This is a genomic window from Arthrobacter sp. efr-133-TYG-120, assembly GCF_030209785.1.
Lineage (GTDB): Bacteria > Actinomycetota > Actinomycetes > Actinomycetales > Micrococcaceae > Arthrobacter.
In genome coordinates, this window is the sequence record NZ_JARVRI010000016.1 from 60,667 (window position 1) to 72,962 (window position 12,296).

Sequence of the window (12,296 nt, forward strand, 5' to 3'; positions counted from 1 at the left end):
GGCCTTCGGGTCCCCACCTGCACTTGGCCTACGGGGCCTCAATGAACGGAGCGCTCGGACCCATGAAGGACACAGTATGAGGACTCAACGCCGCGGGCGGTTGCGGCTGTTACTCGCAACCGGATCCCTGGTTGCGGCGGGTACGCTGATCACCGCCGCCTCATTTACGGACAGCGCTGACGTTGACGTCGCGCTGGACGGATCCCGCAATACTTTTGACATTGTGGCCGCAGGGAAAGCTGATCCCTCATGGCTGCCGACGCCCGCAGATTGGGACCAAGCCAACCCGCGAGGATTGCGCATCATCCTGACCGGAGATAACAGCGGGTACACCATGGCCCCAGGCAGTGTCCTGGATTTGAGGATCGCGGCGAAGAACAACAGCCCTCGCCTGTCCAGCCTCATTGGCCTGCGCATCCTCGACCCGCTTCCACGCGGCGCTGAGAAAAATCCGCAGACCGGCACTTACCTGGAACTCTTCGACCAGCTGGTTTTCACAGTTTCGGATGGTGGCAAGGTTCTCCTTGACCACGTCCCTGCAGGGCACTTGACGGCAATCACCTGGCCTGATCCATTGCGTGCCGGCGAATACAAGCTTCTCGATGTTCGGGTCGAGCTTCCCGACACGGTGGACAACCGATGGCAGATGGCCGCAACAGATATCCAGTTCAACTTTGAGGCGGTGAACCCATGACCAGGAGGACGGTGAAGCGCGACGGATGGAAGCGGCTGACCCTTGGGCTCGTGGCAGGCGTGCTGGTTCTCGGCGCCGGCACCACTGCGGCCGCCTTTACGGACTTCGCCCGCGTGAACCTGGGGACGGGCATCGCTGGTTCAGGCCTCGGCAATCCGAATCGCTTCGACATTGCGGTACGGGACAGCACGGGAGTGCTTCGCGATGCTGATACGCCGGAGACGGCCGTTGTCCTGCCGCTGTCAGCGGGAACGGTCTTCTCTGAAAGCAAACCTGTTGAGTTCGATGTATCGGTAACGAACCGGAAACCAGGGGTGAACGGCAATTTGACGGTCTCCCTGTACGATCCAGACCCACAAAGCGGTGATCTGTTCGGCACGCTGCTTTTCACGGTCTACCTCGACGGCGCAGCAACGCCCGCGATCGCAAACGCCACCGCACAGCAGGTCAACCAGGCTGGCCTCACGTTCCAGGACGTCGCTCCGGGTGAACAGCGTGCTGTCCGCGTATCAGCGGTCCTGGCGCCCAACAGTGGGGCACAGGCGAGCGGAAAATCCACCCAACTTGGCGTACTGACCAACGGAGAAAGCAAATGACCGCGCCCCGTAGCATCCGCGCGCTGATCGCGGTGATTGCCGCGGTCTTCCTTGGACTTGTGCAGTCTGCCGGCGCCTCGGCTGTGGCCTCGGATCTCATCGATACGGCACCGACGTCGCTAGTTATTGACGCTCCGGCTCCTGGGGAATCTCAGAAATGGGACATGTCCGTCAAGAATCTAGTCGACTCACCGGTGCCGCTTGCATTGGAGATTTCGGGACGTTCCGATGTCCTCTTCTCCGGAGCCGCGCCGATGGAACTGACGATGAATACTCCAGATGGCACTGCGGTCGTCGAGCGGATCCGTGTTGGAGAAGTGCTCGGGCGCACGATCAGACTGCCCGAACTTCAAGCCGGCGCCTCATACAACTTGGTGGGGACTGTGACGCTTCCACGCGACGCTGACAATTCCTACCAAGGCGCTGGCGGGAACCTGAAATTCCACTTCGTCACAAGCATTGATCGACCCAATGTCACGCCACAACAACCCGCGTCTGGATCCGATCTTGCGCATACAGGCCTCAGGAACTTGATTCCAGTCGGTGTCGCGGCCGCGCTCCTGCTGGCCGTCGGCTTTGGCCTCATCCTCGTTCGTCGAAAGAAGCCCGCTCATGAGTAAGCCTTCAAACATTTCTCGTCGGCAATGCCTCGCGGCGACGGGCCTGTTTGGGCTCGCCACGTTTGTCGGTGCTGCTCAAATTCCCGTAGCCACAAGTGCCGCGTACAAGGATAAGACGCACGCCCGTTCGGAGGCTATCCCAGCGAATGCCGGGCCTCCGTTTGCCGTCGGCGTCTCCAAGAACTCCCGCATGGTAGATACAGGGATGGGAGTCGGAAACGACGGAAACGTCTACGTGTGGGGCCTTACGTTCTACGAGATCAACGGCGATATTCCCACCTCCGGGTGGCAGAAGCCGCCGCAGAAGGTCGCCGGCATTCCCGACGGAATTGTTCGGCAAGCGACCGGCCAGATATACAACGCCAACGCACTGGACAAGGACGGCACGGTCTGGGGATGGGGCTCTTACAACTTCCGTGACGGCACAGACGCGCCGAAGCCCAATGGCAACGCGAAGCAAGTCCGGATAAACACGGCGTGGAATGGTTCCGGGGCAATCCTGGACAAAATCATCGCGATCTCCTCCACTGAATATGCCGGTGCCGGAATCCGAAGTGATGGCACCATCTGGCATTGGGGATATCCCCTTGGCTACGGCGGAAACGCTGCCCCCGGTGCAAGCCAGCTTGCCGGACTGCCGGACCCCTCGGTCGCTGGTAACCGGCCTATTTACCTCAAAGGCGCCTACACCAACTTCTTCCTCATTCTGGAGCGCGGCGACGTCTACTATTGGGGAGGCATAGGCGGAAACAGCCTGCCCTCGGGCCTACTCGACACAGGTGCGACGCCCAGGCTCGTAAGTCCGCTTGCGCCTTGGTTCAAGCGAAACGTGGCGCCTGGCGCTCCATATATTGTTGCGGTCGACGGCGGCATCAACATGGGTGGTGCCCTGCTCTCCAACGGACAGGTACTGAGCTGGGGAACTGACGCTAGCCGTACCGGGCGAGGTCCAACCACCACACCGACGGTGCCCACTGTGGTTCCCTCGCTGTCCCAGATTAGATCCATGCAGTTCGGGTTCACCGGTGTTGCATTGCTCAACGGCGACGGAGAGCTCTGGGGCTATGGCGCCAGCGACGATTACGGTCAATTCCCGCAAAACCCGACCCGAATCGATACTGGCGTTGTGCAGTACGGATCGGGCCAAGGGTTCTACCTCTGGCAAAAATCTGATGGTTCCTTCTGGGGCAGGGGATACAACCCCCAAGGAGCGATTGGGCTCCCCATCGGAACTCAAATCGCCAACCGCAAGGTCTCGTGGGATCTCGGAATGGTGACGAAATGAGGAAGCTGACTATGAAACGACCGGTACGGCAAGGGGTGGGGCAACGGAGCGGGAAACTCCGGCTCGCAGTCACGGCAGGCGCACTTGTCGCGGCGACCGTTACGGCCACGAGCGCTGCGGCATACGACTTCGCTAATCTAAACATCGTCGGCGAGGCCCTCATCGAGACTCCGCGCTTTGATATTGGCGTTGTGCGGGACAACGGAACCGTGGAACAAGCCGATACGGAAGCCGGATTTGATTGGGCCGTCGCGGGAGCGGCTGACCTGATACCTGGCAGGTCGGTCGTCACCATGATCCCGGTGTTCAACAACACTTCTGTCTTCAAGGCGGATACGAGTTTCAAAATCATCCTTCGAAACGGCGATGGGACGGTTGCTGCAGGGGTACCGAATATTCTTCCGTTCCTGACGTTTACCGCAGCGGACGAAACGGGCAAGGTGCTGTTCACCAATGTCAGGTGGGACCAAGCAAAGGGATCGCTGGGTGTCCTTGAACCTCGCTGGGGTGCGGTATTGAACCAGGGAGATGCTTACACTCCTGCCGCGGACGGTTCTGCGAAGAAATTGAAACTCACTATCACCTATGTAGACGGCCCGGACGTAGAGAAGTACAACGGTGGACAGACGGCGCTCGCCGTGCGCTTCGACGCGGTTTCAGTTGCCCCGTGAACACTCGTGGTGGAAATCCGGAAACGCACCGGTTGACGGGAAGCCAAGAGGACCAGGTAGGCGCCCGGATGGGCAGCCCGGCGGACCTTGAGGAAGAGCACGGCGGGATTGATGAACTGCGGAGCGAGGCAGGGGGTGAGCCGGCAAAGGGAGAATTCCGGCAGGAGGAGGTCCCTGAGGAGACGTCGGAGCAAGTGCGCCAGCATCCTGCGTTCCGGGCTTACGGTGCTTTCCGCTCGATCCTCTTGTCCCTCGGTGCGCTCCTGGGTGCCGCTTGTATTCTTGTGTTCGCTGTCTCGCTTCTCTTCGGAATTCGGCCCCTTGTTGTGGTTTCGGGATCAATGGAACCGACAATACCGGTGGGGTCGGTCGTCTTGTCGCAACAAGTACCTGCCGGCGAAATCGAGGACGGCAGCATTGTCACGGTGGAGCGTCCACGCGGCTTGGGTTTGGTTACGCACCGGCTAGTCAAGTCCGTTCAACCAACACCAGACGTCTACGAGTACACGCTCAAGGGGGATGCAAACACCCAGAACGACCCCGAGCCCTACAAGGTGACTACTGCCGGAAAATACATCTGGCACATCGTTGGGCTTGGTTATCTGGCAGCCGTCCTGCAGTCCTCATACGGCATCTTCATCGCCGGTGCGGCCGGGCTTGCGTTGCTGGCCCTGTTCATTCTGGACCCGGCGCGATTGGCACAAGGTTCTGCTGCCAGAGCACGCAGGCGGAAGTGCTGATTAAATTGCAGGATCAGCTACTCCCCGGGGCCCGAATGAGTCATGTTCATGACTGGCTTGTCCGCTCCCGTCTTTCGGGACGGAGCGGACGCCACAGGTCCCCCACGGCTTCTGGTTTGCCAGCCCTTTCCTTGCTGCATTTCGCTGACAAGTACTCTGCCCGGGCTGGCGAAACCGTATCCTTCACTGCATTGATCCATAACGCTTCACAGGGGCCTGTCGCAGCAGTGGAGCTTATTTCGCGTTCATTGACCAACGCCAACGTTGAACAGTTGGCGTTCGATTCCCAGCCCGGCCCTGAGCGAATGACCATTCCATATCTCGGATCTGGCGAAAGCGTGAGCTTGGACTTTGGCTATATCGTCCGCCAATCCGATGTTCTCCATGGCGGCGAGATCGTCAGCGCCATGGAAATACGATTCGCAACGGATTGCGGATGGGCCTGGGACACATGCGAGGCCGTGGTCAACATGCGCGGTTCCCATCGCGGTAGTTGGCTGCAAGGCCCGGAGCAGACAGCCTCCAGTGATCTGTGAGTGATCGTCATAATTTTGTCCTGGTTGCCTGATTCCGCATGGAAGCGCCGCAATCTTCAGTCCGCGCCTCCTTAGCGTGTTTGAATGTTCGGGCCGGACTCGTCTCGATATCCGTGGTGAAGTACTTGCCGCGGGTTCAAATGGTAGTGGGCGGAGAGTTAGGAGTCTTCAGTGTTCCAGGAAGAAATACGCCGGGCACTAGGCTTTGCTAAACGTGGGGTTAGCGTGCGAATTGTTGGTCCCGCTGGAAGCGGGCGGTCGACTGCAATCCGCGAAATCATCACGGAGCTGGAAAAGACCGGCGCCGAGGTTTACAGCCTGTTTGGAGCCCGCCTTCTCCAACAGACGCCGCTCGCCGGAATCGCTTCCCTTGGCCTGGATATGCGAGGGCGCCATACGGGCCCTTTGGGCATGGCTGACGTTCTCGCCGAACAACTTTCGCAACGCGGATCAAGGATCATTGTGGTCGACGATATCGACCTGCTTGATAATGAGTCCCTCGCTGTCCTGGACATCGCGCAAAGACGGTCCCAGAGGCCGCTGATCATGTCGATGGACGATTCGCCCATTTATCCGAGGACCTCCGTGCTCGTCCCGGAACGATGGCCGGAAGCACAAGTCCGGCTCCCATCACTCCGCTACGACCAAGTCAATCAGCTTATCGCCGAAACACTTTCTGCCCCCGCGGACGTCGATGTCACCGCCCACATCCTGATGAAGTCCGCGGGCAACCCCAGGTTGGTGGTAAGGATCGCCCAAAGCGGCGTCCTCAACAAGCTGCTAACGCTCTGCGAGGGAGAGTGGCGAATGACCGGCCACACCCTTTGGAACGAGGATCTCCGCGGAACGGCCGAAGCACTCCTCCAAGGCCTCGAACCCGACGAGCTTCTCGCGCTGGACGCATTGTCGATGCTAGGCACCCGGTCGGTGGCTTCCTTACATTCGATCGTTGCCACAACAATGCTCGACAGGCTCGAAGGGCGTGGTCTGGTCGCTGTGTCCGAAAACATCGACGGAGAGCTCTGCGTGGCCTCAAATCCGCCCCTCCTGGTTGATTACTTTCGTGATAATCACGTTTTGTACTCTCGTCGGGTACTGGTCAAACGGATCGAAAACGTTGCCGAGGCGCTCGCGCCCGCCCCCGGGAATGGGCGATTCATGACGCCCTCCGTTGCTGCCGCCGTCGGGCAGCTGAGGGAAGAATCAGGAGCGGGGGGCACGCTGGCTGCCCGTCACTTCCAAGAACAGCTGCGCGTGCGGGAGGAAGCCCATTACGAACAGTGGGAGGCGGACCCAAGCATGGCCAACTCGGCCGCGTTCCTCAAGTTCTACTGGGGCGGACCCATAGACCCGGAGCGGATCGAACACGTCTTTGCCCACACCGTCATGGTCAACGGCAAAGCGGAGGACTCCCTTTTCTTCACTATGACGCGGGCGCTCTGGGCAATCACTCGCGGTGATGACGTAGCAGCAGCTCAAGGTATGCTCTCCGAACTTGCTGCACTCAGTCCCCAGCAGGAGGCCGAGGCCGAGGGTTTCGGCCTGTTCCTCGCCGCCTCGTATGACCGAATGCCGGCAAACCTGGGCGAGATCCTGGACAGCTACGGAAACGCGTATCCGCAGAGTGGGGTCCTGACCGTGGTGCGGGCCATATTGGAGGTCTACCGCTTCGATGGACTGGCAGCACTCAAGGCACTGGAGTCAACTGATGATTTCGGTTTGGCGTCGGGCATCGAGCCATTCGTCCGGGGACTGGCCCTGCTTGTCGCGGGGCGCTTAGACGAGGCTTTGGTGTTCTCCCTGAACAGACGCATCGAGGCCCGCCGCGGCCTTGACCGGTTCGGCTTCGTCGCGAACAGCTACGTGGCCGCGCTGGCGCTTACACAATCGGGGTTCGGCCAGCATGCCGATCTGATGATGAGCAGCGTGTTCGCGCTCGGCCGCCCAGGATTCCTCGCGAGTGCCCTGCATGACGCCATGCTTCGACTTGTGGGACTCCGGGCTTTGATGGACGAAGAGAAAGAGCCCGCCTCGGTGGGTGCCCAAGCCAGGACGCATGTAGCCGATATCGGCCCTCTTCCGGGGACTGGCAAGGGCGTTTTTGACCTCTTTGCCCAGCGGTACGACGATCCGCAGTCGTTTGACGCGAGTGCCATTACCCTCATCGACGCCCAATTGGATCGCGGCTTCCTCACGGAAGCCGCCTACACTTCGGTTTTCATCATGTGCCTGCTTCCGAGCCGTGAGGTCCTTGAGAGGGCGGAACACGTCTTTCGGAACTCGAAGGTCACATCTCACAACCAGTTTTTGGCCATAGCCGAAGCAGTGGTAGACGATGACCACGGGCTGCTCAAGGTCCTCTTGGACAAATACCGGCCGGATGCTGATCTGCACGCTGTCCGGTTGCTGCTCAAAGGCGCATCCAAGCGTCGTCTTTTGGAACGGGTCAGGACGGCGGCTGCTGCTATGCAGCAGGCAGAACGGCTTTTCGACGGCAGGTTTCCGATGGCAGGCGAACACCTCAGCCTCAATATTGGTCATGAACTGTCGCCGACCTTGTCAGTCCGGGAGACCGAAGTCGCAATACTTGCCGGCAGTCAAACAAACATCGAGATTTCTGCCCGGCTCGCGATTAGCCTGCGCACGGTCGAGAACCACATCTCGAGGGCGCTGAAGAAGACAGGCATGACCACCCGTCAAGCCTTGTACCGCTACGTGCAAGGCTCGATTCGTGAGTGACCAGCCACCCGGCGTCGACGTCTCCGAAGTGACGGTCCGTGCTACTGGACAGGAATTCTGAAACTCAGGGTGAAGGACTCGGCGTGGGCGTCCCGACCATGGACGCAGGTGGCACCGGGAAGGCTGTTGCCGGATACAGCCCGGCGACCTGCGTCATGTAGTTGGCCCATTGCGGCCCTGCCAGCATGTAGCCGTCGATGGCGGTGTAGAACTTGCCGTTGATGGTGACGTTCTGTCCGGCCCGGCTCTGTCCTGCCATCGTGTCGCCGAAGAAGGACGCCGTCGCGAGCCCGGTGGTGTATCCGACCACCCAAGTAGAGCCATTGCTGTTGTTCGTTCCCGTTTTTGCCGCGGTAGGGAACAAGGCCTGGACTTTCGGTTGAATGTAGATACCGGATCCCCGTTTCAGGACGTCTTGGAGAACCGAGTTGACGCCCCGGGCAACGTCGGGCTTGATGGCCGGGCGGCAGGAACTGGCTTGGGCCGGCAGCTTCCCGCCGGATGGATCCGTGATGCCCACAATCGCGATCGGCCCGCAGTACGTGCCGTCATTGGCGAAAGTGGCAAAGGCATCGGCCATCACGAGTGGGGACACTTCGGTGCCGCCGAGGAGATTGCCCAATTGGTGCATGTTCACGGGTGCAGTGTCCACGCCGCTGTGGAGACCCACCGCATCCACCACTTTCTGGATGCCGCAGAAGTCCAGTTGGCTCGCCTCGGCAAAAGTTGCGGTGTTGATGGAGTTGTAGAGCCCGTAGTTGACGGGCATCGGGCGGTAGTAGCCCTCGTCGTTGTTGCGGAGATCGTCAGCCGTGCCAAGGCCCGCGATTTTCTGGGCCGTGCTGTAGCCGCCGAGTACCTTCCCGCAGCTGTCCCTCCAAGGGAATCCGAGCGGATAGACCCTCCGCGACGCGTCCACCACCGTGGTCAAGGACTTGCCCTCATTGAGCCACTCCGTGAAAGTGAATGGCTTCATTGCGGAACCTGGCTGGAAGCCCCCGGCTCCGTTGAGGTCATTGCCGTTGGCGTCGACGGAATCAACGTTGAAGTTGAGTTGGGTATCGAATTTGCCGGGCTCGGCCAGGAACACCGTGTTCTGTGCCATGGCCAGGATCTTGCCCGTGCCGGGCTGCACCGAGACCAGGGAGGCGCCCCATTTGTCCGGGTTCGCTCCTGCCGTGGCATCGACCTGCTGCTGGGCCACCGCCTGCAAGCGGCTGTCCAAGGTGGTGCTGATCGTCAGGCCGCCGCGATACAGGAGCTCTTCCCGGTCAGCCACGGTGGCACCGTATGCAGGGTCGTTGAGGATCAGGTGGGAGATATAGTCGCAGAAGTACACTGCCATGTCCGCAGCCGCGCAGCCCTGCTTCCCCGGCGTGATGTTGAGCTTGAGGGGAGTGGCCACCGCGGCCGCGTAGGCTGCCTGCTGGATCTTGTGCTGGGCGAGCATATCGGCCAGCACCAGGTTGCGCCGTTTGATGGAGTTGTCCGGATGGACGGACGGGTCGTAGTAGCTGGGGCTGTTGACCAGGCCAGCGAGCAGGGCCGCCTGCGGAAGGCTCAGGTCCTTCGCGGAAACGCTGAAGAAATGCTCCGCCGCGGCTTCGATGCCGTACGCGTCCCGGTTGAAGAACACGATATTGAGGTAGCCCTCCAGGATCTGGTCCTTCGTGAACTTCTTCTCGAGTTCGACGGCGAGTTTCATCTCCCGCACCTTGTCACCCAGGGTTTTCTGGCCGCTCAGCACCACTTGCCCGGTCTGGCCTGCCGCCCAACGGGACTCGTTGAGTACGTTGGTCACGTACTGCTGGGTCAGGGTCGACGCACCCTCGTTGGTACCCTTGGTGAAATTCGAGGCCAATGCCCTGAGGATCCCCTGGGGATCGATGCCGCCGTGCTCGTAGAAGCGGTTGTCCTCGACGGCTACAATCGCTTCCTTGATGTACGGCGACATCTGGTCCAGGCTGACCCGGACACGGTTCTCCGCATAAAAGGTGGCGATCGTCTTTCCGTCTGCGCTGAGCACTTTGGTGGACTGCGACGGCGAATTGACCACCAGATCACCCGGGAGGTTGTCGAAGTACTGGATCGAACCACTGACAGCCATCCCGGCCGACGCCACGCCGGGGACTACTAGCCCGGCGGCCAAGACGCCACAAACAGCACTCACCAGGAAGAATCCGAAGATCCTTCGCAGGACCCTGGCCAAACCATTTTTCGGGTTGTTTTTCCGAGCCATTTTTCCAGCTATCAACCGTGCGTCTTTTCAGATTACGCCGCCATTCCACCCGTCACATAGGCTCCCGAATCCGTGGCGACACGCCCCCCTTGGTTATGTTCGTCACTTCGCCCGCGCGCTGGCCGTGTCCGGCGTTTTTCCGGATGCATACTGAAGTTATTCGGGCGCGGTGATGGAAGGCAGGTGGCAGCCGGTGGAGACGCTGATGGCTGTTGTGAGGAGCGAGTATTTTCCGGCGGGAGCAGTGCTCGTGGGAGTGGTTTTGTTCTGGACAATCGGCTTGCTCGGCGGCCTCTCCTGGTTGAGCGGAGCGCAGCAGCCCTTGGCCATCCTGACGTGGATGATCTTCATCTACGGCGTGGTCGTGCTGTCTCCCCTCGCCGGAATCTGGGCCGCAGTGGACCTTGCCCGCCGTTGGCTGCGGAACCGCCAGGCCCGCCGGCAACAGCTCGGAACGGCCGACGTCGAGTCCCTCTAAGCGTAGGCCCGGTAAGCGATAGCCTGAGGCTAGCGCCTGCCCAGGATCTGACTGCACGGAACGAGGACCTACCATGATCACACGCGTCGACGTCGATGAAGCTGCCGCCCGGATTGCGGGGAGGGTCCGCCGCACGCCCGTTTTCGAGGCGGATGCCGGGACGGTGCCAGGGCAATTGTGGTTCAAATGCGAGTTCATGCAGCACACCGGGACGTTCAAGGCGAGGGGTGCCTTCAACCGCGTGCTTGCCGCCCGGGAGCGCGGCGAGCTGAAGGACAATGTTGGAATCGTCGTCGCCTCGGGAGGCAACGCAGGGCTTGCGAATGCCTACGCCGCGGCGCAACTCGGAGTGCCCGCAACCGTTTTTGTCCCCGAAACCGCACCTGCCGTGAAGGTCAAGAAGCTCAAGGCCAGCGGAGCCTCGGTGGTCCAGCGCGGCAGCGAATACGCCGAAGCGTTTGAGGCCGCCCTCGACTACGCCGCGGAAACCGGCGCCGTCTACTGCCATGCCTACGACCAAGCCGAAATCGCCGCCGGCGCCGGCACTGTCGGCTCGGAGCTGCTGGAACAGCTGGGAGAGGTGGACACCGTTGTAGTGGCCGTTGGAGGCGGCGGGCTCATGGCAGGAATCGCGGCCGCCGTCGAAGGTCACGCCAGGGTTGTCGGAGTCGAGCCGGACAACGCTCCCACCCTCTATTCGGCCCTCGCTGCAGGGGAGCCTGTTGATGTGGCCGTCTCCGGGATCGCCGCGGATTCCCTGGGTGCCCGACAGATCGGCAGGATCGGTTTCGAGGTGGCCGTCCGCACAGGCGTCCGGACGGTCCTGGTGTCCGACGACGACATCGCCGCGGCGCGCTCACTGCTCTGGGAGCAGTACCGGATTGTCGTGGAACATGGCGCAGCCGCCGCTTTCGCGGCCGTGAACTCCGGGGCGTATGTTCCGGCAGCAGGGGAACGGGTGGCCGTGATCCTGTGCGGTGCCAACACCGACCCCGCGACGGTCTGAAGCAGGCTGCCTTGGCCCTGCCGCGGGCGCTCCACAGTTGCTAAGCTCGAGCCACAATGCCGGGCACGCAAACCGCTTCACGAACGGACAGCATCATGACGCGATTGATCATCATGGGCCCTCCTGGCTCGGGCAAAGGTACCCAGGCTGAGCACATCGCCGGTCATTTCGGCATACCTGCCATTTCCACGGGAGACATCTTCCGCGCGCACGTCGGCGGCAAGACGGAACTCGGAGCCGAGGCCAGCAAGTACATGGACAGCGGCGAATTCGTGCCGGATCACGTCACCAACGCCATGATCCGCCAGAGGCTTGGCAACACCGACGTCCTGGCAGGATTTCTCCTTGACGGATATCCCCGCACCACGGCGCAGATCGAGGCTTTGGACGGCATTCTGGCCGGCAACCGGCAGCAGCTGGATGCCGTCGTCGAACTGGCGGTCGACGACGACGAGCTCGTCGCGCGGATGCTCCGCAGGGCACAGGAGCAGGGCCGAAGCGATGACACAGCACCGGTGATCCGGCGTCGCCTGGAGCTCTACCGCAACGAGACACAGGCGGTGGTCGAGCGGTACTCCGAGCGTGGGATAGTCCTCGCCGTCGATGGCTCCGGCCGGCGGGAAGAGATCACGGCCAAGGCCATAGCCGCCATTGAATCAGCACTAGGAAAGGGACAGTGAACGGTCAACCGC

Annotated in this window: 11 protein-coding genes; 10 read left to right on the plus strand and 1 reads right to left on the minus strand. The window is 61.2% G+C overall.

Annotated elements, in window-relative coordinates; all coding sequences use genetic code 11:
* The first annotated feature begins 76 nt into the window (after positions 1 to 76).
* From QRN51_RS11255 to QRN51_RS11285, 7 genes are all read left to right on the plus strand, one after another.
* The gene (locus QRN51_RS11255) at positions 77 to 694 is read left to right on the plus strand and encodes a hypothetical protein (protein ID WP_284989935.1); all 618 of its coding nucleotides are present in this window, start codon (positions 77 to 79) and stop codon (positions 692 to 694) included.
* Positions 691 to 1,290 carry a hypothetical protein gene (locus QRN51_RS11260; RefSeq protein ID WP_148667644.1) on the plus strand — a complete coding sequence of 200 codons (600 nt, stop codon included), beginning with the start codon at positions 691 to 693 and terminating at the stop codon, positions 1,288 to 1,290. The genes QRN51_RS11255 and QRN51_RS11260 overlap by 4 nt, the downstream gene beginning before the upstream one ends.
* Positions 1,287 to 1,910 (plus strand): hypothetical protein, encoded by a 624-nt coding sequence (locus QRN51_RS11265; RefSeq protein WP_284989936.1) that lies wholly within the window; start codon positions 1,287 to 1,289, stop codon positions 1,908 to 1,910. The genes QRN51_RS11260 and QRN51_RS11265 overlap by 4 nt, the downstream gene beginning before the upstream one ends.
* Complete coding sequence (locus QRN51_RS11270; protein ID WP_284989937.1) at positions 1,903 to 3,195, plus strand: RCC1 domain-containing protein; 1,293 nt, start codon at positions 1,903 to 1,905, stop codon at positions 3,193 to 3,195. The genes QRN51_RS11265 and QRN51_RS11270 overlap by 8 nt, the downstream gene beginning before the upstream one ends.
* 11 nt (positions 3,196 to 3,206) lie before the next feature.
* The gene (locus tag QRN51_RS11275; RefSeq protein ID WP_284989938.1) at positions 3,207 to 3,866 is read left to right on the plus strand and encodes a hypothetical protein; all 660 of its coding nucleotides are present in this window, start codon (positions 3,207 to 3,209) and stop codon (positions 3,864 to 3,866) included.
* Complete coding sequence (locus QRN51_RS11280) at positions 3,863 to 4,606, plus strand: signal peptidase I (RefSeq protein WP_284989939.1); 744 nt, start codon at positions 3,863 to 3,865, stop codon at positions 4,604 to 4,606. The genes QRN51_RS11275 and QRN51_RS11280 overlap by 4 nt, the downstream gene beginning before the upstream one ends.
* 761 nt (positions 4,607 to 5,367) lie before the next feature.
* Complete coding sequence (locus QRN51_RS11285; RefSeq protein WP_284989940.1) at positions 5,368 to 7,881, plus strand: LuxR C-terminal-related transcriptional regulator; 2,514 nt, start codon at positions 5,368 to 5,370, stop codon at positions 7,879 to 7,881.
* 64 nt (positions 7,882 to 7,945) lie between these two features.
* Here QRN51_RS11285 and QRN51_RS11290 read toward each other — a convergent pair whose 3' ends face one another.
* On the minus strand, positions 7,946 to 10,120 hold the full coding sequence (locus tag QRN51_RS11290; RefSeq protein ID WP_284989941.1) for a transglycosylase domain-containing protein: 2,175 nt from the start codon (positions 10,118 to 10,120) through the stop codon (positions 7,946 to 7,948).
* A gap of 205 nt (positions 10,121 to 10,325) precedes the next feature.
* On the opposite strand from QRN51_RS11290, the gene QRN51_RS11295 reads away from it, so the two are divergent.
* From QRN51_RS11295 to QRN51_RS11305, 3 genes are all read left to right on the plus strand, one after another.
* Positions 10,326 to 10,598: a hypothetical protein gene (locus QRN51_RS11295; RefSeq protein WP_253257435.1), complete on the plus strand. Its 273-nt coding sequence runs from the start codon at positions 10,326 to 10,328 to the stop codon at positions 10,596 to 10,598.
* Positions 10,599 to 10,671: 73 nt separating this feature from the next.
* Complete coding sequence (locus QRN51_RS11300; protein WP_284989942.1) at positions 10,672 to 11,604, plus strand: threonine/serine dehydratase; 933 nt, start codon at positions 10,672 to 10,674, stop codon at positions 11,602 to 11,604.
* A gap of 95 nt (positions 11,605 to 11,699) precedes the next feature.
* Positions 11,700 to 12,284 carry an adenylate kinase gene (locus QRN51_RS11305; protein ID WP_284989943.1) on the plus strand — a complete coding sequence of 195 codons (585 nt, stop codon included), beginning with the start codon at positions 11,700 to 11,702 and terminating at the stop codon, positions 12,282 to 12,284.
* Positions 12,285 to 12,296 lie beyond the last annotated feature (12 nt).

What these genes read in the sequence shown, in the direction of transcription:
- QRN51_RS11255 (WP_284989935.1), top strand. Translation starts at nt 77, where the DNA reads ATGAGGACTCAACGCCGCGGGCGGTTGCGGCTGTTACTCGCAACCGGA.
- QRN51_RS11260 (WP_148667644.1), top strand. Translation starts at nt 691, where the DNA reads ATGACCAGGAGGACGGTGAAGCGCGACGGATGGAAGCGGCTGACCCTT.
- QRN51_RS11265 (WP_284989936.1), top strand. Translation starts at nt 1,287, where the DNA reads ATGACCGCGCCCCGTAGCATCCGCGCGCTGATCGCGGTGATTGCCGCG.
- QRN51_RS11270 (WP_284989937.1), top strand. Translation starts at nt 1,903, where the DNA reads ATGAGTAAGCCTTCAAACATTTCTCGTCGGCAATGCCTCGCGGCGACG.
- QRN51_RS11275 (WP_284989938.1), top strand. Translation starts at nt 3,207, where the DNA reads ATGAAACGACCGGTACGGCAAGGGGTGGGGCAACGGAGCGGGAAACTC.
- QRN51_RS11290 (WP_284989941.1), bottom strand. Translation starts at nt 10,120, where the DNA reads ATGGCTCGGAAAAACAACCCGAAAAATGGTTTGGCCAGGGTCCTGCGA.
- QRN51_RS11295 (WP_253257435.1), top strand. Translation starts at nt 10,326, where the DNA reads ATGGCTGTTGTGAGGAGCGAGTATTTTCCGGCGGGAGCAGTGCTCGTG.
- QRN51_RS11300 (WP_284989942.1), top strand. Translation starts at nt 10,672, where the DNA reads ATGATCACACGCGTCGACGTCGATGAAGCTGCCGCCCGGATTGCGGGG.
- QRN51_RS11305 (WP_284989943.1), top strand. Translation starts at nt 11,700, where the DNA reads ATGACGCGATTGATCATCATGGGCCCTCCTGGCTCGGGCAAAGGTACC.